Annotated in this window: 19 protein-coding genes; 6 read left to right on the forward strand and 13 right to left on the reverse strand. The window is 67.2% G+C overall.

Annotated elements, in window-relative coordinates; genetic code table 11:
- Nucleotides 1-220: 220 nt before the first annotated feature.
- From AWB78_RS09195 to AWB78_RS46395, 3 genes are all read right to left on the reverse strand, one after another.
- Entirely contained in the window at nt 221-1,111 is an 891-nt protein-coding gene (locus AWB78_RS09195; protein ID WP_082883277.1) for a DMT family transporter, read from the reverse strand.
- A 67-nt stretch (nt 1,112-1,178) separates the two neighbouring features.
- Nucleotides 1,179-2,090, reverse strand: coding sequence for a YihY/virulence factor BrkB family protein (locus AWB78_RS09200; RefSeq protein ID WP_062604265.1), 912 nt, complete (start codon nt 2,088-2,090; stop codon nt 1,179-1,181).
- A gap of 109 nt (nt 2,091-2,199) precedes the next feature.
- Nucleotides 2,200-2,535: a hypothetical protein gene (locus tag AWB78_RS46395; RefSeq protein ID WP_157697446.1), complete on the reverse strand. Its 336-nt coding sequence runs from the start codon at nt 2,533-2,535 to the stop codon at nt 2,200-2,202.
- On the opposite strand from AWB78_RS46395, the gene AWB78_RS09210 reads away from it, so the two are divergent.
- A complete protein-coding gene (locus tag AWB78_RS09210) occupies nt 2,534-4,012 on the forward strand; it encodes an NCS1 family nucleobase:cation symporter-1 (protein WP_062604267.1) in 1,479 nt (492 codons plus the stop codon). The two genes, AWB78_RS46395 and AWB78_RS09210, sit on opposite strands and share 2 nt — an antisense overlap.
- A gap of 7 nt (nt 4,013-4,019) precedes the next feature.
- On the opposite strand, the gene AWB78_RS09215 is transcribed toward AWB78_RS09210, so the two are convergent.
- The 3 genes from AWB78_RS09215 to AWB78_RS09225 form a co-directional block, all read right to left on the reverse strand.
- Nucleotides 4,020-4,340: a hypothetical protein gene (locus AWB78_RS09215; RefSeq protein WP_062604268.1), complete on the reverse strand. Its 321-nt coding sequence runs from the start codon at nt 4,338-4,340 to the stop codon at nt 4,020-4,022.
- A 102-nt stretch (nt 4,341-4,442) separates the two neighbouring features.
- On the reverse strand, nt 4,443-5,081 hold the full coding sequence (locus AWB78_RS09220) for a hypothetical protein (RefSeq protein WP_062604269.1): 639 nt from the start codon (nt 5,079-5,081) through the stop codon (nt 4,443-4,445).
- A 26-nt stretch (nt 5,082-5,107) separates the two neighbouring features.
- Nucleotides 5,108-5,551, reverse strand: a complete 444-nt coding sequence (locus AWB78_RS09225; protein WP_062604435.1) for a diacylglycerol kinase — start codon at nt 5,549-5,551, stop codon at nt 5,108-5,110.
- A gap of 188 nt (nt 5,552-5,739) precedes the next feature.
- Here AWB78_RS09225 and AWB78_RS09235 point away from each other — a divergent pair, with 188 nt between their 5' ends.
- Together AWB78_RS09235 and tehA are read left to right on the forward strand one after the other, a co-directional pair.
- Nucleotides 5,740-6,009, forward strand: coding sequence for a hypothetical protein (locus AWB78_RS09235; RefSeq protein ID WP_062604271.1), 270 nt, complete (start codon nt 5,740-5,742; stop codon nt 6,007-6,009).
- 132 nt (nt 6,010-6,141) lie between these two features.
- Nucleotides 6,142-7,158, forward strand: a complete 1,017-nt coding sequence (tehA, locus tag AWB78_RS09240) for a dicarboxylate transporter/tellurite-resistance protein TehA (RefSeq protein ID WP_062604272.1) — start codon at nt 6,142-6,144, stop codon at nt 7,156-7,158.
- 50 nt (nt 7,159-7,208) lie between these two features.
- Here tehA and AWB78_RS09245 read toward each other — a convergent pair whose 3' ends face one another.
- From AWB78_RS09245 to AWB78_RS09270, 6 genes are all read right to left on the reverse strand, one after another.
- Entirely contained in the window at nt 7,209-7,994 is a 786-nt protein-coding gene (locus AWB78_RS09245) for a 3',5'-cyclic-nucleotide phosphodiesterase (RefSeq protein WP_062604273.1), read from the reverse strand.
- A gap of 31 nt (nt 7,995-8,025) precedes the next feature.
- Complete coding sequence (locus AWB78_RS09250) at nt 8,026-10,254, reverse strand: CHASE2 domain-containing protein (RefSeq protein WP_062604274.1); 2,229 nt, start codon at nt 10,252-10,254, stop codon at nt 8,026-8,028.
- A 55-nt stretch (nt 10,255-10,309) separates the two neighbouring features.
- Nucleotides 10,310-10,954 carry a FecR family protein gene (locus AWB78_RS09255; protein ID WP_062604275.1) on the reverse strand — a complete coding sequence of 215 codons (645 nt, stop codon included), beginning with the start codon at nt 10,952-10,954 and terminating at the stop codon, nt 10,310-10,312.
- A gap of 8 nt (nt 10,955-10,962) precedes the next feature.
- Entirely contained in the window at nt 10,963-12,732 is a 1,770-nt protein-coding gene (locus tag AWB78_RS09260; protein WP_232477654.1) for a ShlB/FhaC/HecB family hemolysin secretion/activation protein, read from the reverse strand.
- Entirely contained in the window at nt 12,705-15,020 is a 2,316-nt protein-coding gene (locus AWB78_RS09265) for a two-partner secretion domain-containing protein (RefSeq protein WP_232477655.1), read from the reverse strand. Before AWB78_RS09265 ends, AWB78_RS09260 begins: the two co-directional genes overlap by 28 nt.
- A 165-nt stretch (nt 15,021-15,185) precedes the next feature.
- Nucleotides 15,186-16,103: a LysR family transcriptional regulator gene (locus tag AWB78_RS09270; RefSeq protein WP_062604277.1), complete on the reverse strand. Its 918-nt coding sequence runs from the start codon at nt 16,101-16,103 to the stop codon at nt 15,186-15,188.
- Between the two features lie 236 nt (nt 16,104-16,339).
- Between AWB78_RS09270 and AWB78_RS09275 the strand changes: the two genes are divergently transcribed.
- The 3 genes from AWB78_RS09275 (at nt 16,340) to AWB78_RS09285 (ending at nt 17,597) form a co-directional block, all read left to right on the forward strand.
- On the forward strand, nt 16,340-16,684 hold the full coding sequence (locus AWB78_RS09275; RefSeq protein ID WP_062604437.1) for a hypothetical protein: 345 nt from the start codon (nt 16,340-16,342) through the stop codon (nt 16,682-16,684).
- Between the two features lie 30 nt (nt 16,685-16,714).
- Nucleotides 16,715-16,969 carry a hypothetical protein gene (locus tag AWB78_RS09280; protein ID WP_232477656.1) on the forward strand — a complete coding sequence of 85 codons (255 nt, stop codon included), beginning with the start codon at nt 16,715-16,717 and terminating at the stop codon, nt 16,967-16,969.
- A 94-nt stretch (nt 16,970-17,063) separates the two neighbouring features.
- Nucleotides 17,064-17,597 carry a cupin gene (locus tag AWB78_RS09285; protein WP_062604278.1) on the forward strand — a complete coding sequence of 178 codons (534 nt, stop codon included), beginning with the start codon at nt 17,064-17,066 and terminating at the stop codon, nt 17,595-17,597.
- Between the two features lies 1 nt (nt 17,598).
- Here the strand turns inward: AWB78_RS09285 and AWB78_RS09290 are convergent, their stop codons facing one another.
- Nucleotides 17,599-18,549: a DMT family transporter gene (locus tag AWB78_RS09290; protein WP_062604279.1), complete on the reverse strand. Its 951-nt coding sequence runs from the start codon at nt 18,547-18,549 to the stop codon at nt 17,599-17,601.
- Between the last annotated feature and the right edge of the window lie 93 nt (nt 18,550-18,642).

Below are 18,642 nucleotides of genomic sequence, written 5' to 3' on the forward strand. Positions count from 1 at the left end.
CATACCGGCGCACGGCGCTTTCCCCGCATGGCGCCACGCGACGGCGATGCATATTCGCGCCCTATCTCAGCAGTTACCGTTCCTGCCCCGTTTGATGGATCGCGCATGCATCATTCTTCAGAGGAAGTTCCCGGACGTATGTGAGCTTGCGCACATACGAAGCACGGCGGTGCGTGAACGTGCCCACCGGCACGGTTCAGCGGGAAAGCGGCGGATCGCGTCAGTGGCGCTTCGGCAACACGACGAGCGCAATGCCGCCGAGTATCGCGACGGAACTTGCCACGAGCCGCGCCGTGAGCGTCTCGCCGAGCAGCAGCACGCCCCCGGCGGCAGTGATGACGGGCACGCTCAGTTGCACGGTGGCGGCCGTCGCGGGCCTCAGGCTCTTGAGCGCCGCGTACCAGACGACGTAGCCGAGCCCCGACGTCACCGCGCCGGAAGCGGCGGCGTAGGCGAGGCCCGGCGCATCGAAGCGTGCGTGCGCGAAAGCGAGCGCCGACACCGCCATCGCGAAGGGCAGCGCGCGCACGAAGTTGCCCGCCGTGGCGGCGACCGGATCGGCCTGGCCGCGCCCGCGCAGCGAGTAGACGCCCCAGCCGACGCCAGCGGCGATCATCAGCGCCGACGACAGCGGATCGGGCGCGGCCAGCCCCGGCAGGACGAGCCACACGAGCCCGGCGAGCGCGAGCAGCAGGCCGAGCCATTGGATCGCGGCAAGGCGCTCGCCGATCGCGATGCCATAGCCGATCATCGTCGCCTGCACGGCGCCGAAGAGCAGCAGCGCGCCGGTGCCTGCCGCGAGCCGCACGTACGCATAGGAGAACGTCACCGCGTAGCCGATCAGCGCGAGCGCCGAAAGAAAGCTCCCCGCACGCCGCATGCTTTGGCCTCCGCCGCCGCGCGCGAGCAGAATCGCCCACAGCACGAGCGCCGCCGATGCGATCCGCACGAGCGTGAAGCTTGCCGCATCGAGTTGCGTGCCTTTGAGCGCGAGACGGCAGAGGAGCGAGTTGCCCGCGAAGGCGAGCATCGCGACGACGGTCAAAACGACGAGGCGCGCGCCGTGCGATGGCGCGGCGGATGAGGCGGCGTCGGACGTGAGCTTGGACATCGGCAGCGCGCTTTGGGAGGGCGCACCACTGTAGCGCACGCGCGCGAGGAAAACATGCTGCACCGCTTCAATCGGTGGTGAAGCGCGGCGGCGGCGCATCGCCCTCGATGCCGAAGCGCTCGAACTCGGAGATCACCTGCGCGCCGAAGAGCAGCAGCGTCGCGAGCGCTTCGAGGCTGAACAGCACGACGATCGCCGTCGTCAGCGAGCCGTACACGACGCTCACCTGCGAGAGCGTCGCGAAGTACCAGACGAGAAAGTGCCGCGTGATTTCCCAGAGCACGGCGGCGGTGATGCTGCCGAGCAGCGCGAGCCGTATCGACGGCCGGCCGACGGGCATCACCATGTAGATCGACGTGAGCACGAAGATCTCGCCCGCGAAGCCGAGCAGATAGAGCAGGAGCCGCGACACGCCCTTCAGCGACACCTCGACGCCGAGCAGATCGATGCTGCTGGTGCCCATCGCCTGCAGGCCGTTGGAGACGAGTGTGACGATCAGCATGCCGACGCCGAGAAACAGGATGTAGCAGTAAGGCAGGAGCGCCGAGAGCAGAAAATGCCGGCGGCGGATCGCGACGCGATGCACGAAGATCACCGACATCGCGTTCTCCAGCACCGTGAAGGCGAGCGAGCTGAAGAAGATCATCGTGACGAGCAGCAGCCAGCCGAGCACCGCGCGATGCGCCAGAAAATTCGCGAGCTCGTGCACGATCGCGCGCGCCTGGCCCGGCACGAGCCATTCGAGCAGATGCGTCAGCGCGTCGAGCAAGGCCTGCTGTCCGACGAATTTCGACAGCACGATGACGATCAGGATCAGCAGCGGAACGATCGACAGCAGCGCGTAGTACGCGACGGCGCCCGCGAGCAGCAGGCCCTGGTTCGCACGGAAGGCCTTCACCGTGCGTATCGCGAAGCCGAGCGGATGGCGCGCGACGCTTCTTACCTGCGGGCCCAGCACAGGGCCGAGTATCTTCGACATGGGACCTCCGCGGCGCGAACGCTGCCCATCCCTTATGAACCACCACGCGGTACGAGCAAGTTTCGCACCTGTGAGCGCATCGCGCAGCGCAGAGGTCGAAACGCGCGCGTCAGCCTGCCCGGCGGACTTCGGTGCGCGCCGCGGCCTGCTGCGCGGCTTCCTCGAACGCAAGATCGAGGATAACGTCGACTTCGCGCGCGGGCAGATCGGCCGCATCGACGTTGCGCAGCCGGCAGAACAGCGCGAGCGCCTCGGCCGCGGCGGCGAAGGCGAGGTTCATATCCCGTGAATCAAGGCGTTTTTTTCTCATGCTCCGCATAACGGCAGCCGCACGGCCGGACTTTAATGTGCGGCGGCGCAGCGCGCACGCGGTTTCACCTTCGGTTTTTGATGCATTACTCTGAGTACATAACACGAGCCCGTCGAAGGCTTTGGAGGACATCATGGCCGCATCCCACGCAACCTCCGCCGACGACATCGCGCTCGGCGCCGACGCCGAAATCGTCAACGCCGACGAGCGCCTCTACAACCACGATCTCGCTCCCGTGCCGCGCGCGAAGCGCACCTGGACCGGCTACAGCATCTTCGCGATGTGGATGTCGGATGTGCACAGCGTCGGCGGCTATACCTTCGCCGCGAGCCTCTTTCTGCTCGGCATCTCCGGCTGGCAGGTGCTGCTCGCGCTCACCATCGGCATTCTCGTGGTCTACGTGCTGATGAACTGGGTCGGCAAGCCGAGCCTCAGGCACGGCATCCCGTTCCCGGTGATGGCGCGCGTCTCGATGGGCGTGATGGGCGCGAATCTCGCCGCGCTGATTCGCGGCGTGGTCGGCATCGTGTGGTACGGGGTGCAGACGTATTTCGCGTCGAAGGCCGTCGTGACGCTGCTGCTCCTGTTCGTGCCGTCCGTCGCCGCCTGGCGCGACACGAGCTTCCTCAGGCTCGACCTGCTGGGCTGGGTGGGCTTTCTCTTCATGTGGCTGTTGCAGCTCATCATCTTTCAGCGCGGCATGGAGATCATCCGCAAGTTCATCGACTTCTGCGGGCCGGCGGTGTATGTCGTGATGTTCGTGCTGATGGGATGGATTCTCTATCGCGCGGGTCTCGGCAGCCTGAATCTCACGCTCTCCGGCAAGGTGCTCACCGGCGACGAGCAATTGCACGCGATGATCAACGCGATCCTGCTCGTCGTGAGCTACTTCGCGGCGCTGCTCCTGAATTTCGGCGACTTCTCGCGCTTCGCGAAGAGCGAGCGGCAGATGAAAATCGGCAATTTTCTCGGGCTGCCGTTCAATTTCGTTGCGTTCGCAATCATCACGGTGATCGTCACGGCGGGCAGCGAAAAGGTGTTCGGCACGATGATCATGGACCCCGTCGAGATCGTCTCGCGCATCGAGAACAAGGTGTGGGTGGCGATCGGCAGCATCACGTTCATCATCGCGACGATGGGCATCAATATCGTCGCGAACTTCGTCTCGCCCGCGTATGACATCGCCAATCTGTTTCCGAAGCACGTCGACTTCAAGAAGGGCGGCCTGATTGCGTCGATTCTCGCGGTGATGGTGTGCCCGTGGATCTTCGTCGACAGCCCGAAGGCGATCACGATTTTCGTGTCCGTGTTCGGTGCCGTGCTCGCGCCGATGTACGGCGTGATGATGTCGGACTATTACCTCGTGAAGCGCCAGCAGGTGAGGACCGCCGAGCTCTACACGATGCAGCCCGGCGGACGTTTCTACTACGACGGCGGCTGGAACAAGGTCGGGCTCGCGGCGCTGCTCGTGGCGGGCGTGATTTCGGTCGGGTGGGAATTGTCGACGCAGATGCTCAAGCTCCTGCCGCCGAACAATCTCGGCTGGCTGATCGGCGCTGCGGTGGGCGCGTTGCTCTATGTGCTGTTCATGCGCATGGCCCACCGAAAATAGCACGGTCTCATTTCAGCCATTTGCGCACGTCCTGCTCCCATTCGGGCTGGCCGCAGTTCGGCGGATTCTCCGGGCCGAGCACGGTGATGTAGCCCTTGTCCTTCATGCACGCCTCGTAGGCGCGCACCTGCGTGCAACGGCCCGCGCCGGCTTTCTTCGCGGCGGCCTTGCACGTGGACATCGCGTTGTCCATGCCGCTGAAATCGGCGTCGCCGTCGTTGTTGAAAGAGGGCGGGTTCGCGCTCGCCGAGAATTCGACGGGTGTGCTGCAGGCGGCGAGAAGGAGCGCGGCAAAAGGAAGAACGCACGAGCGGAAGCGTCGATTCATCGGCTTGAATTCCTGTCGTTGAGGGCGTATTGAAGGCGCGGGATTCGCCGCCTATTATTCTCCGCCGACGTCGGGCGCGTCACGCGTTCGTGTCGAAGCGATTCAGCCGCGCCGCGCTTCCCACAGCAGCCATGCCGCCGCGATGCCCATGCCGCCGAACGTGAGCGGCCCGCCAGGCCACGCATGCGTCCTGAAGAGCGCGATGCCGAAGCTCGCGATCACGAGCAGCACGAGCGGCGGCCACGAGCGCCCGTCTGCGCGCAATGCGACGGCGGCCGCCGCCGCGCCGACGCTCAATGCGATCGATCCCAGCACGGCGAGGAGCGGCAGCGCGAACTTCGGCGCGCTGCCGACGACGGGATGCGTCCAGATCGCGTCGATGGCCATGCGCCACGCGTTCGCATCGCCCGAGGCGCGCGCGGCCTCGACGACGATGCCAACGACGACGCCCGCCGCCGTATCGAACGCGATATAGCTCGTCGCGAACACGAACATGGCGATGCGGCACACGACCGGCGCGATGCCCGGAAGCCCGCGCACCAGCGCCGCGATGGCGATGGCCGCGAGCGCGAAAAGCGGAATCTGCGCGTAATGCACGGCGAGCCACGCGTTGGTGTCGAGTTGCATCAGATCGTGCGGATGCGGATGAAACACTTCGACGACCGCGAGCGCGATGAGGGCAGCGGGGATCATCACGATATCCGCCGCGGTGGGCCACGCATGAGAGACGGACGCGTGCATGACTCCTCCCGATGAATCTCCCCGTTCTACAGGTGCCCGCGCAGCCAGTGCCATGCGAGCGGCCCGCAGATCACGCCCCAGGTCATCGCGGCGATCACGAGCGCGACGGTCACCGCTGCGCTGCCGCAATCCTTCGCGCGTCCGGAGAGCTCGTGACGTTCGAGCGAAATGCGATCGACGGCCGCTTCGATGCTGGAGTTGATGAGTTCGACGAGCAAGACCAGCAGGACCGACGCCGCGAGCAGCACGCGCTCCGGCGCGCTCACATGAACGAACGCGGCGATCGGCAGCAGCACGGCGGCGACGCACGCTTCCTGACGAAACGCGCTTTCCTCCCGCCACGTTGCCACGAGGCCGGCCCATGAATGACGCAGCGCGAAGACGCCGCGCAGGAGGCCGCGGCGTTTGCCGTGTGCCTGCTTTGCGGAGGTTGACGAAGCACGCGAAGTGGAAGAAGTGGGACGGTTCATAACGGTCATGTTACCGCTTGGCCGTCGCGATATCCCATGCGTCGAGAGCGAAAACGTTTGCTGGATCCGTATCGCACGAAGCGCACATGATTCGGCTTGTCAGGGCAATTACCGGGCCTTCATACTCTTGCCCAATCGTGATGCGAAAGCGCTCACGTCGATAAAAAAAGAAGACCGGGGAAATCATCATGAAGTCACGCTTTACCGCTGTTCCTTTGCGTCCTGTCGAGCTGGCGGACCCGCATCTCGCGCATCTCTACATGGAGTGCGTCGATGCCGAGGCGCGTCTGTGCGGCGCAAGCAGGCTCGCGGCGGTAGCCGTGTTCGAGGCGCGCGAGGAGACCCTCACGAACTTGTGGGCGCGTCTCGATGCGCTCGACCCGAAGCTGTGCCGGGAACTGAAGCACGCGGTGAGCGACTGGCACGATATCGCGGTGAAGCTGCGCGGCGGCGAGTGATACGACTTTGAGACGCGCGAGCAGACGAACGAGACGCTGCGACATTCGCGCGCGAAGCCGCCGCCACTAACCTTTCTCCAACGACGCAACGAGAGCGTTCCGCGCTTTCGACGCACTTCAAGGAGAAGGGCAATGAACGGCAACAATGATACGAACAATGGCGCGCGACAAGGTGCACCGATGCCGGTGGCGTTCTTCGGCATCGCGGTCGGCGCGCTCGCGCTCGCCGGTGCATGGCGCGCGGCGGCCCGCGTATGGCCGATTCCCGCTGCCGCGCCCGCGCTGCTGACGGCGCTGGCACTGGTCGTCTGGCTCGCGCTTCTGATCGCCTACGGGCGCAAGTGGCTCGTCGAACGCGACGCGGCGAGCGCCGAAATGCGTCATCCGGTGCAGTCTTCGTTCGCGGCGCTCGTGCCGGTGTCGACGATGCTCGCCGCGCAAGCCGTGCAGACGTATTCGCGCGGCCTCGCGATTGCGCTGTTCGTCGTCGGCGTATCGGGTTCGCTCGCGCTCGGCGCGTATCTGCACGGACGCTTCTGGCAAGGCGGCCGCAAGCCGGAGCTGACCACGCCGGCCGTCTATCTGCCGACGGTCGCGCCGAGCTTCGTCGCGGGGACGGCGGCAGCCGGCCTCGGCTTCACGCAGACCGGCATGTTGTTCTTCGGCGCGGGCGTGTTCTCGTGGCTCGCGATCGAATCGATCGTGCTGCATCGCGCGGCGGTGCATGAGCCGCTGCCCGAAGCGCTGCGCCCGAGCCTGGGCATCCAGCTCGCGCCGCCGGTGGTCGGAGGCGTGTCGTATCTCGCGATCACGCACGGCGCACCGGACACGTTCGCTTACATGCTGCTCGGCTACGGGCTCTATCAGGCGCTGATGCTTGCGCGTCTCGTCCCGTGGATTCGTCAGAACGCGTTCACGCCTTCGTACTGGGCGTTCAGCTTCGGCGCGGCCGCATTGCCGACGATGACGATCCGCATGCTCGAACGCGGCGCGACGGGACCGGTGGAGTGGATCGCGCCTGTGGCGTTCATCGTGGCGAACGTGGTGATCGGCGTGCTGATCGCGGGAACGGTGCGAGCGATGGCGCGAGGCGATTTGCTGCCGAACATGCCGTCCATCGAACGTCGCGCGGTGGCGGGCACGCGCTGAACTATGCCTTAAGCGCGCAACTAGTTAGCGATGCAACTATCGCCCGGACATCACAGCTCCAGCACTTCACCCGCCCGCAACGCACGCAACGCAACCCCCGGCAACGCGGCGCGCAGTTCGTCGATGATCTGCGCGCCGTGCGGCGGTTTCAGATGCGAAATCAGCAGCTCGGCGTGAATCCCGACGCCGCGCAGATCGTCGGCGATGAGCTTCGGGCAGTAGTGATGCGCCGCGCGCGCCAGACCGATTTGCGCATCGGGAAACGCGGTCTCGACGATCACGTAACGCAATCCCGGCAACGCAGACACCGCGGCCCAGAATTCCGGATTCGTCGTGGTGTCGCCGCTGAACGCAAGCGACGCATGATCGGTGGAAAGCGCATATCCCATCGACGGCACCACGTGTCGCGCGGGCAAAGCCGTCACGATGCGACCATTCAGCGTCACACGTTCGCCGGTTTCCAGCGCTTCGAAACATACGCCCGGCGCCTGCGGCGAAGGAATGCGCGTGAAGTCCGGCCAGATCAGATTGTTGAAGACATGCGCGCGCAGGATATCGAGCGTTGCGCGGCTCGCGTGGACCGTCAGCGGCGCGTCGCGTGCATCGCTCACGGCGTCGATCATGAGCGGCAGATACCCCATGTGATCCAGATGCGAGTGCGTGAGGAACACATGATCGATGCGCGCGAGCTGGTCGTCGCTCAAGACGCCGACGCCCGTGCCGGCATCGATCAGCAGGTCGTCGTCGACGAGCAGCGCCGTCGTGCCGCCCGGCTCCAGCGCAGCGCCGCTGCTGCTGCCGATCGCGCCGCTACAGCCGAGTACCCGAACGTTCATGATGCAGCCTTGCTGGTCCGCCCAACCGATATCACTTCGTATCGAATGCGCTCACGCAGTCCCAGTCTTCGGGCAATTCGACGCCGCGCAGCGCATCGATACGCTTGCGATAGATCGCATACACCTGCCGCTCAGGATACTGCGCCGCGAGCGTCGCGAGTAGCGTTTCCGCCTCGTTCCACTCGCGCGCGCGATAGTGCGCGAGCGCCGCGTGCCAGCGCGCGAGCGCATCGGCATGTTCATGCGGCGGCTGCGGCTCGAACACCGCGATCGGCGCGACGCGTCCCTTCACGCGCACGCGGTCGATCTCGCGGAAGATCACATCGGGCACCTGCTCGCGCGTCGCCTCGCCGACGATGATGTCGATATCGAAGCGCCGCGTGAGCCCTTCGAGCCGCGCCGCGACGTTCACCGCATCGCCCATCACGGTGTAGGCCTTGCGCACGGACGAGCCCATGTCGCCGACGGTCATCGGCCCCGTATTGATGCCGATGCCGATCCATAGCGTCGGCCAGCCGCGCGCCGTCAGCGTGCGGTTCAGATCGACGAGCGCCGCGCGCATGCCGAGCGCCGCCGCGACCGCATGGCGCGCGTGATCCGGATCGTCGACGGGCGCGCCCCAGAAGCCCATGATCGCATCGCCGATGTACTTGTCGAGCGTGCCGCGATGCGCGCGGATCACCGCGGTCATCGTGCCGAGATACTCGTTCATCAGGCGCGCGAGCGCTTCCGGCTCCAGCGTTTCGGCGATGGCGGTGAAGCCGAGCACGTCGCAGAACAGCACGGTCAGCTCCGCGCGGCGGCCCGCCATGCTGTAGTCCTCGGGATGGCGGCTCATCTCCTCGACGAGCTCGGGCGGCACGTACTGCCCGAAGAGCGCGGCGAAATGGCGTTTCGCGCGCGCCTCGACGAAATAGCCGTACGACATGTTGAGCACATAGAGCGCGAGCACCGCGAGCAGCAGCGACGCCACCGGAATCGACCAGCCTGGCCGCGCGAATGCGTACAGGTCCGCCGCGACGATCGCGGCGACCAGCAGCGCGCTCAGGAGCGTCGCGCGGGCGGGCGTGTGCCACGGCCACAGGAAGATCATCGCGAGACCGGCGACGGCGAGCGCGAGCGTCTGCACCGCCGGGGCGAACGGCGGCTCGAAGCGAATCGTGCCGTCGAGCATGCCGGCGATCAGATTCGCGTTCACCTCGACGCCCGGATACACCTCGCCGACGGGCGTCGTGCGCTGATCCATCAGGCCCGGCGCCGTGGTGCCGACGAGCGCGATCTTGCCCGCGAGCGCGCCCGCCGGAATGCGCTTCGCGAGCACATCGGCGATCGAGTAGTACGGAAAGCTGCCCGCCGCGCCGCGATACGGCACCAGCGCCGCGCCGTTTTCATCGACGGGAACGATGCGCGTGCCGCGCGGCGTCGTCAGCGCGAGGCCCGCGAGCGGCGCGGCGGGATCGTGAGGGTCGTCGAAGATCGGTGTGACCGAAGCGTCGCCGAACAGCGCGCGGATCACTTCGAGCGACAGCGCGCCGTACACGCCGTCGCGGTATGCGGCGACGAGCGGCACGCGGCGCACGGAGCCGTCGAAATCGATCACCGGATTGAAATAGCCCGCGCGCCGCGCCGCCTTTTGCAGCGCGGGAAGATTGCTGCCGTAGCTCGTCCAGTCGAAGAGCGTGAACGGATGCGTGCCGAACGCGCCCGCGCTCATGAGCGGCGCGGCAATCGCGCCGCTCGACGCATCCTGATTCGAAAAGTAGTAGCCGAGCACGACGGGATGGCCCGCGAGTGCATCGGCGAAGCGCTGGTCGTAGTCGAGGCGCGGCGCGAGTGCGTCGAGCGCGCGGCGATAACCGGCGTCGTCCGCGAGCGCGCCGCGCGCGAGCTCGTCGAGCACGGGAAGGCCCGAGCTCGCGTCGGGGTCCGCGAACACCATGTCGAAGCCGAGCACCGCGATGCGCTCGCGAGAGAAAAGCGCATCGACGAGCGCCGCCATGCGCGCGCGATCCCACGGCCAGCGGCCGAGCTCCGCGAGACTTTTCTCGTCGATGTCGAGTATCGCGATGCGCGCATCGGTCGTGCGCGGCATGAAGAGGCGCACCTTCGCGTCGTAGATCATCGCGTCGAGCGACTCGACGAAGCGGATGTCGTAGCGCGCAAGCACGTGTCCCGCGAGCGCGACGACGATCGCGAGCCCCAGCGCCCAGCGCGCGCCCGAGCGTCGCAGCGCGAACGCGAGCGGCTCGCGCCTGTTCATCGCGCCGCCCGGATCTGCTCGCCCGCGATGCCGTGCGCGTTCATCGCGGCTCCCGCTAGCGGCACGCCGCCGACGGCACCACCGGCGTGACCCGCGATGCCGGCAGCACGTGAAACGGCAGCCGCGCGCTGATGACGATCGTGCCTTCGCCCGCGCGCACGATCTGCCTGTCGACCTGATTGATCACGACGATCTGCCCGTCATACACGACGATCTGGTCGCCCTTGCAGTCGGCGTTGCCGCCGGGCTCGAGGTTCGCGCAATCGGTGACGGAGTATTCGGTGCCGCGTATGCCGATGGTCGAGGTCGGCGTCTTCACGCGATAGTTCTCCGGCTTGCCTTCCTTCGCGACGAGCCCGTCGACCGCGCGCAAGCCGCCTTTGACGAGCGAGAGAAAGCTGCGATCTTCCTGCGGGGCGTTCGCCGCGTAATGAAAATCGTCGACACGAAACACCGAGCCGGGCTTCAGATAGACGCGCTGTCTGTCGGTGAAGATCATCACGATTTCGGACGCGACGCCGGTCTGCACGGTGTCGCCGTTGTCGATGCCGCCGCCGACCGCCGCCACGCGCTGCGCGCCGCCCGCCGACTGGATCGCGACATTGCCGACGAGCGCGGTGATCGTCGCGACCGGCTCGGCGCATGCGGCGCGCACGGTCAGCAGCAGAAGTAGCAGGAGAAGGTGTCGGGCGCGCGTCATGATCGGCCTCAGAAGGACTTCGTAAGCGCGACCCAGAAGCGGTTCGCGTGGCCGGTGCCGAGCGTCGGCGGAACATGGCCGAGCGTGTGCGCGTAGGACATCGACAGCAAATAGTCGTGCGGCGCGGTAAAGGTCGCGCCGACGCCCAGCCCCGAGAGCCGCACGTGATTGGTGCCCGGCACGACCGGATGCGCGACGATCCTGCCATCGGCGGTATCGACAAAACCGGCCAGCGTGACGAGCACCGGCACGAGCGACTGTTTGATCGTCTGCCGCAGTTCGAAGGTCGCGATATACGCTTCGTCGACGGGCGCGTCGCCGGTCGCGTAGGCGCGCACTGCGTACGGGCCGCCGAGCGAGATCTGTTCCGACGAATCGAGATTGTGCGAACTGGCCTGGCCGGTCAGCGAAAAGTAGAGCTGCGTGCCGTTGGCCTGATCGCCGATCACGTGCAGGTGCGTCACCGCGAACACGAACTTCGTGAACGAGCCCGCGATCTGCGATGCGATCTGCTCCTGCTGCGGCGACTTGTAGCGCAGATTGCCCTGCTGGATGCTCGTATCGAACGTGGTGATGCTCTTTTCGAGCGTGAGATTGCCCGACAGCCCGAGCCGCCCGACATCGCTCGTCTTGTCGCTGACGGAATCGAACGCGCCCAGGTGATCCGACAGCAGCTTGTGGTCGTAGCCGAGCGTCGTGTACACGTTCGCCGACGGCGCGCGCAATAGCGGATAGCTGACGAAGGTGGAGAACACGTTCGCGCTGCCGTAGGCGTCGAGCTCGTCGAACTGGCCGCCGACCGAATACGTCGAGCGCGTGTAGCCGATGCCCCACGCGAGCCCGCTGCCGCCGACCGGCACCGTATAGCCGATGTTGCCGTAGAACTGCCCGGTGATCGACCCGAGCAGCCGCGCGCCGAGCTGGTCACCGATGCCGAGCGGATTGTTCCATTGCAGCGCGCCGATCAGCCGCGCGGTGCCGGTCGTCGTCTGGCCGTAGTTGTCGGCCTGGACGCTGCCGGAAAGCGGCCGCGCCTGCGGCATCTGCAGTGTCATGTCCGATGTGCCCGGCAGAAGCCCCGGCGAGATCGTCGCATTCGCGCCCGTCGTGCCGGCGGCGTCCTGCGCGAGCAGCGTCGCGCGGGTGAGGGCGTGCTCGTCGATGACATCGCCCGGTTTGAGCGTGCTGAAGAAGCGCGCGATGACCGGATCGCGCGTGCGCGACCGGTTGTCGATGCCGATGTGCCCATAGCGCCCCTCGCTCACCGCGATGCGCACGATGCCGTTATCGATCTGCTGCGGCGGCACATAGGCGCGCGCGACCAGATAGCCGTGGCGGCGGTAGAACGCGCTCACGCGATCGGCGGCGTTTTCGAGATCGTCGAGCGAGCGATCCGGACCGATGACAGGGCGCGCGACATCGAGCAATTCCGCCGACGAAAAGAGCGTGTTGCCGGTGAACGCGAAGCCTTTCACCTCGAAGCGGATGCCGCCCGGCGCACCCGCTGCGGGCGGCGGCGGCTCGGGCGCGGGCGTCACGTTCAGGCGCAGATCGGACGGCGGCGGCGGCACGGGCGCTTGCTGCTGCTGCTCGCGCAGGGTGCTGCCCGCGTTCGGCAGCGCCTGTGCGTGCACATCGCGCATGTCGCGCGCGGTCGCGGCGACGAGCGTCGCGAACAGCACGGCGAGCCGCCGCGCCGCGACGCGCCGGCATTGTGCGTGAGGCCCGAAGCGTCGCACGCGCCGCGCCCTCACATACGGCATACGTGGCCGGGCCATGCGTCGTCCGGCAGGCGGCTGCCGTCGCTCGACGAATCGGTGCGCTGCCGCACGAGCGGTGCCGACACCGGCTGGAGGCCCGGCGTCGCGTCGAAGAGATGCGGGGGATTGGCGGCGTCGGTGCGCGCGGAATCGAGAACGCCGGGCAGCGCCGCCACGGTCGTCACGACCGATTCCGGCGGTTGCGGCGCCACGGGCTGTTGGGGCGGCGCAGGCGGCGTAGGCGGCGCCGGGGGAGCGGGCGGCGTCGGCGCGCCGGCGATGCGCAGCGTGCCGCCTTGCGTCGTGATCTTGTAGCCGGTCGGACCGCCCGACGCCGTGACCGTGATCGCGTAGGTGCCGCTCGGCGCGCCCGGCGCCGCGCCCGTGCTCGTCACCGTGAAGATGAAAGGTTCGTGAACGGTCGGGCTGTCCGCGAAGGCGTTGCCGTACTTCGCGCCGTTGTAGCGCAGCGCGATCGTGACGTCGTTGGGGCCGAGCGTGCGCGGCGTGGCGAACGGCACGTCGATGTTGATCGCCGTCAATGTGACCTGCTGGAGCGCGTCGAACGCGAAGCGGTTGCCCGGCGACGCCGCCGCGCGTGCATCGGCGCCGCCCGTGTACGCGTCGCCCCAGAGCGCGAGGTTGCCGCTTTGCAGGCCGCCGAACGCGTCGGCGTCGGGCGAATCGGTGTAGACGAGCCAGCGGCCGTTCGGCGCGGAAAGCGCCCGCGAGCCCGCGCGATTGTCGAAGGTCGCGGCGGCGAGCGTGATGGCCGTGCCGCTCGCGCGGCTCGAGACCGGCGCGTCGAGCGTGAGCGACGGCGCCGTGAGCGTGACCGCGCCGCTCGCCGACACGCCCGTCAATCCGGCAACGCTGCCGATGGTGAGCGGCGCGCTATCGTCGATGGTGACCGTGGCGGCATCGGCGGCCAGCGTGCCGATGCGATTGCCCGCGTTCGTCAGCCGATACGTGCCGCCGCCTTGCAGCGCGACATTGGCCGCTTCGATGGGCGCGCGCTGCGTGGCCGCGCCGGCGGTCGTCATCGACAGGGTGCCGCGCGGCGCGCTGATCGGCGCGTCGAGCTGGATGCCGCTTTGCGCCGCGAGCGCAAGCGTGTTGGCGCCGCGCCACGCGACCGGGCCATCGATCAGCACGAAGCCGAACGGCTCGAAGCCCGAAGGCGCAGCCGCGCTGATCGACACATTGGTCGATTCGAGCACGCGCGAGAGCGTCGTGCTCTGGATCGTGCCGAAGCGCTGCCCGAAGCGGTCGCCCGAGCCGACGAGCGCGGCGAAATCGCTCGCGATGCGCCACGTGCCGGTTCGCCCCGAGGCCGCCGCCGTCGTGACCTGCGCATCGGGCGCGACGCGCACCTGCGTGCCCGCCGTCTCGATGATGCCGCCGTTGCCGCCGCCCGGCGCGGACGCGTCGAGCGTGCCGCCGACCTGCACGATGCCGCTGTCGGCCACGAGCCGGATCACGCCGTTCTGGTTCACGGCGCTGCGCGCGCGGATGATGCCCGTGTTGTTCACGACATTCGCGAAGAGCGCGTCTTCGGCGCTCGCGGCGAGCCATGCCTGACCGCCATCGGCCTGAATCAGACCGTGATTGGCGGCGAGCGCGTGCAGTGCGCCGCGTTCCACCGACAGGCCGATCATGCTGTGATCGCCGAGCGTCACCGCGATGCGCTCGCCCGCTGCGAGCGCGGCGAACCCGCCGGGGGAGTCGATCGTGCCGGCGTTGATCGCGCGCGCGCCGATCAGCGCGACATAGCCGCCCGGCGCGCTTTTGATCGAGCCGAGATTGACGACCGCCGCGCCGTCGTCGTGATGATGGTGATGCCAGCGCTCGCCGCCCGCGAAGGTGTAATGGCCGCTCATGAAATCGTTCGTCGACAGATTCAGCGTCGACGCGAGCAGCCCGCCCACGTTCACCTGTGCGCCCGGCCCGAAGATCACGCCGTTCGGATTGACGATAAAGACCTGGCCGTTCGCGTCGAGCCTGCCGAAGAGCGCCGAAGGGCGCGGACCGACGACGCGATTGAGCGCGATCGCATTCGCGCCGGGCTGATTGAACGTGATGGATTCACCCGGGCGCGTGCTGAACGAATTCCAGTCGATCGCGAGGCGGCCGCTGTTCTGCTGGATGGTCGTGCTCGCGCCTGCGCTCGTGACCGAGCCGGCGCCCGCGACGACGCGCCCGCCGCTCGGCCCCGCATGTGCAAGCGTGAATGTCGCGCCGAGAAGCGCGGCCATGCAGAGTCGCAGCGCGGGGGACGCGATGCCTGTGCGCAGAGTCCTGATCATGTCGGCCGACTCCTTTCTGTTGCGGTGCATCGTCGTCGACGAATGCAGGCGCACCATCAAGCAGTTTAGTGTTCCGAAGCATGCTTGCAACTATGCGTTCAGTTGCGCCGGGTCTCGCACCTGGGCAGTCGATTTGTATTAGGGATGCGATGTTTGCCGGCGTGCTCAGGCCGGTTCGTTTGCGAGCGTTCCTTCGACGAATTCGCGCAGAAACGCGATCCACGTACGGATTTTCGCGTCGAGATACTGGCGGGACGCGTACATCGCGTAGATGGTCATCGTCTGGAGTTCCCACTCGGGCAGCACGCGCACGAGCGCGCCGCTCTGGAGCCACGGCAGCGCCGAGAGCATCGGCAAGGGCGCGATGCCGAGACCGTTCGACAGCGCGACGGCGAGCGCATCGGCGGAATTCACGCGCAGGCGGCCGGGGTCCAGCTCCATCTCGACCTGTCCGCGCGGACCTTCGAAGGTCCATCGGTCGACGGGGAAGAACGTCGTCACGAGTTGCAGGCACGCGTGGCCCGACAGATCGCCGATATCGCGCGGGATGCCCGCTTTCTTCAGATAAGCCGGCGATGCGCAGAGCACGCTCGGCATCGAGCAGATTTTCGTGGAGACGAGCGCGGAGTCGGGCAGGGTGGACGTGGTGACCTGCAGGAAGACGTCGTAGCCTTCGTCGAGCATGTCGGGCACCTGCTGCGAAAGCGTCAGCTCGACGCGGACCTGCGGATGCGCTTCCAGATAGCGCGTGAGCGCGGGCACGACGTAGTGCTGGCCGAAGGTGATCGGCGCATGCATGCGCAGCACGCCGCTCGGTGAAACCTGCGCGTTGCTCGCTTCGGCCTCGGAGAGATCGACGAGCTCGAGCACTTCCTTGCAGCGTGTCAGATAGCGGTTGCCGGCATCGGTGAGCGCGACGCGACGTGTCGTGCGATTCAGGAGGCGCGTGCGCAGATGCGTCTCGAGCTCGGTGACGGCGCGCGATGCCTGCGCCGTGGTGATGTCCATATGCTGCGCCGCGACAGTGAAGCTCGACGCTTCCGCCACCCGCGCAAAGATCCTCATGCTCCGCAACAGATCCATCGTCCCGCCGTCCGTTTGACGAAGCCGGAACTATCCCACGGCGGCGCAAGGCCGCGCAACCCGCGCACGAGGGCGCTCCGTCCGCGCGTGTTTCCGCACATTCGTTTCAGAGTTCACATCTGTTACATGGCTTGTAACTCAGCGCGCAGGGGGCGCGGCTACCATGGATTCATGGCCGGATGTGAATTCGGGATCGCATGGCGGTCTTCATGACGGCCTTCTCAGAAGAGGAAGAAATGAACATCAAGGGCTTGGTCGGGATCGGAATCGCGCTGTCGGCAGGGCTCGCCTGCGAAGCGGCGATGGCGCGCGTGAGCGTCGGCATCAATCTCGGGGTTCCCATCGCTCCCGTTTATGCCGCGCCGGTCTATGCCGCGCCTGTCTATGCGCCGCCCGCGCCGGTCTATGTCGCGCCGCCTCCTCCGCCTGTCATGTATCAGCCGGCGCCGGTCGTCGTCGCGCCGGCGCCCGCGATCGTCGTCGGATGGCATGGCGACCGCTACTGGGACGGCTACCGTTACTGGGGACGCCGCGACTGGTATGCGCATCACGGCGGCGGCTACGGCTATCGGCACTGGTAAGCGCAGGAACTCGGGGAACGGGGCATCACCATGAAAAATTCAACTCGAACTCAAACCGGGGCGCGCGTCGCACGCGCTTTGATCGTGCCCGGCGCGCTCGTGCTGGCGGCGGCGCTCGGCGGCTGCGTCTACGCGCCGCCTTACGGCTATGCGCCCGCGCCGGCCTATGGCTACGCGCCTGCTTATGGCTACGCGTACGGGCCGGGATATTACGCGGCGCCGTCGGTGTCGCTCGGTATCGGCTTCAGCGGAGGCAGTGGCGGAGGGCACTGGCACGGCCACTGATGCGGACATCGGCCAGATAGCGTCGAGCCGCACTGAACCGCACTGGAACATCTGTTGCTGCGCTTTCTCCAGACTTCTCTGGAGATAGCGCAAGATGGCTGAGCAAACCGTAGGCTTGCTGGCGCAGGACGCCCGCTGCGAGCATTTCATGCTGCCGCCGAACGGCTGGGTGCCGAACAATACGCGCCTACCGGTGCTCGTTTGGCGCGGCGCGATCGATCCGCACGCGGCGGACCTCGCCGCCCGTTTCGAAGCCCTGTTCGCGCAGAACGGCTGGCCGCCGCAATGGCGCGACAGTGTCTTCGACTATCACCATTTCCATTCGACGGCGCATGAGGCGCTCGGCATCGCGTCGGGCGACGCCGAGCTGATTCTCGGCGGCCCGCACGGGCGCGTGATCGCCGTCTCCGCAGGCGATGTGCTCGTCCTGCCCGCGGGCACCGGCCATTGCCTGCTCACGTCCGGACGCCGCTTTCAGGTGGTCGGCGCTTATCCGCCAGGCCAGCAATGGGATATCCGGCGTGAAGCGATCAGCGAGCCGGAGCGCATCGCGATGGAAGCGCTGCCGTTTCCAAGGAGCGATCCCGTCGCCGGAGAAGACGGGCCGCTCGCGCGCCACTGGCACTGAATCACGCCTCGCTTTCTTTCGCGCATTGCGTCCGGCGCGTGCCCGTCAAAGGCATGCGCTTGACGACGCCCGTCGCGAGCGCGGTGCCGACGAGCACGATCGCGCATGCCGCCGCCATGCCCATCGAGACGCGCTCGGCGAGGAACAGCGCGCCCCACAGAATGCCGAAGATCGGAATCAGAAAGGTGACGGTGATCGCGCGGGCGGGACCGACCACCGAGATGAGATGGAAGAACATCATGTAGGCGAGGCCCGTGCACGCGACGCCGAGCCCGAGCACCGCGCCCCACGCGTGGAGCGACACCGTGCCGGCCGGCCAGAAGACGATCGCGAAGGGCAGCAGCACGACGGTCGCCGCGCTCATCGTACCGGCGGCGACCGTCAGCGAATCGACGCCCATCAGATGCTTCTTCGTGTAGCTCGCCGCGACGCCGTAGCTGGCCGACGCCGCGAGCGCCGCCAGTGCGGCCAGCGCCGTTGCCGTCGGCGAAACGGGAGCCGCGCTCGCGTCATGCGCGAACATCTGATCCCAGACGAGTGCGAGCACGCCCGCGAAGCCGATCGCGAGGCCCGCGACACGCATGCGCGTCAGGCGGTCGTCGAGCCAGAAGAAGGCGACGATCGCGCCCCAGAGCGGCGTCGTCGCGTTGATGACGGACGTGACGCCCGCCGACAACGTGAGCTCCGCATAGGCGAACAGACAGAACGGCGCGGCCGAATTCAGCACGCCGACGACGAAGAGCGGCCACGCGCGCTCGCGCATCGTGGAGAAGGCCTGGCGCGCGGTGCCGCGCAGCATCAACATGAGAAGCAGAAACGCCGCGCCGATGCCGACGCGCAACGCCATCAGCGGCGCGACGCCGAGATCGGTCACGCCGACGCGGATGAACAGGAACGAGCCGCCCCACAGCGCGGCAAGGATGAACAGCTGAACGAGGTTGACGGGATTCATGGCGGGCTTCGCTGAAGGAGTCGGAAAGCGAAGCCATCGTAGCGGCGCGCGGCCGGCCGACGTTTCCGCGTGGCGTGAAACGAAAGATGCAGC

The sequence above is a fragment of the Caballeronia calidae genome, from assembly GCF_900044055.2.
In the GTDB taxonomy this organism is placed as follows: Bacteria; Pseudomonadota; Gammaproteobacteria; order Burkholderiales; family Burkholderiaceae; genus Caballeronia; species Caballeronia calidae.

Coding starts and splice junctions, on each gene's coding strand:
- AWB78_RS09195 (WP_082883277.1), bottom strand. CDS start 1,111: ATGTCCAAGCTCACGTCCGACGCCGCCTCATCCGCCGCGCCATCGCAC.
- AWB78_RS09200 (WP_062604265.1), bottom strand. CDS start 2,090: ATGTCGAAGATACTCGGCCCTGTGCTGGGCCCGCAGGTAAGAAGCGTC.
- AWB78_RS09210 (WP_062604267.1), top strand. CDS start 2,534: ATGGCCGCATCCCACGCAACCTCCGCCGACGACATCGCGCTCGGCGCC.
- AWB78_RS46395 (WP_157697446.1), bottom strand. CDS start 2,535: ATGATGTCCTCCAAAGCCTTCGACGGGCTCGTGTTATGTACTCAGAGT.
- AWB78_RS09215 (WP_062604268.1), bottom strand. CDS start 4,340: ATGAATCGACGCTTCCGCTCGTGCGTTCTTCCTTTTGCCGCGCTCCTT.
- AWB78_RS09220 (WP_062604269.1), bottom strand. CDS start 5,081: ATGCACGCGTCCGTCTCTCATGCGTGGCCCACCGCGGCGGATATCGTG.
- AWB78_RS09225 (WP_062604435.1), bottom strand. CDS start 5,551: ATGAACCGTCCCACTTCTTCCACTTCGCGTGCTTCGTCAACCTCCGCA.
- AWB78_RS09235 (WP_062604271.1), top strand. CDS start 5,740: ATGAAGTCACGCTTTACCGCTGTTCCTTTGCGTCCTGTCGAGCTGGCG.
- tehA (WP_062604272.1), top strand. CDS start 6,142: ATGAACGGCAACAATGATACGAACAATGGCGCGCGACAAGGTGCACCG.
- AWB78_RS09245 (WP_062604273.1), bottom strand. CDS start 7,994: ATGAACGTTCGGGTACTCGGCTGTAGCGGCGCGATCGGCAGCAGCAGC.
- AWB78_RS09250 (WP_062604274.1), bottom strand. CDS start 10,254: ATGAACAGGCGCGAGCCGCTCGCGTTCGCGCTGCGACGCTCGGGCGCG.
- AWB78_RS09255 (WP_062604275.1), bottom strand. CDS start 10,954: ATGACGCGCGCCCGACACCTTCTCCTGCTACTTCTGCTGCTGACCGTG.
- AWB78_RS09260 (WP_232477654.1), bottom strand. CDS start 12,732: ATGGCCCGGCCACGTATGCCGTATGTGAGGGCGCGGCGCGTGCGACGC.
- AWB78_RS09265 (WP_232477655.1), bottom strand. CDS start 15,020: ATGATCAGGACTCTGCGCACAGGCATCGCGTCCCCCGCGCTGCGACTC.
- AWB78_RS09270 (WP_062604277.1), bottom strand. CDS start 16,103: ATGGATCTGTTGCGGAGCATGAGGATCTTTGCGCGGGTGGCGGAAGCG.
- AWB78_RS09275 (WP_062604437.1), top strand. CDS start 16,340: ATGAACATCAAGGGCTTGGTCGGGATCGGAATCGCGCTGTCGGCAGGG.
- AWB78_RS09280 (WP_232477656.1), top strand. CDS start 16,715: ATGAAAAATTCAACTCGAACTCAAACCGGGGCGCGCGTCGCACGCGCT.
- AWB78_RS09285 (WP_062604278.1), top strand. CDS start 17,064: ATGGCTGAGCAAACCGTAGGCTTGCTGGCGCAGGACGCCCGCTGCGAG.
- AWB78_RS09290 (WP_062604279.1), bottom strand. CDS start 18,549: ATGAATCCCGTCAACCTCGTTCAGCTGTTCATCCTTGCCGCGCTGTGG.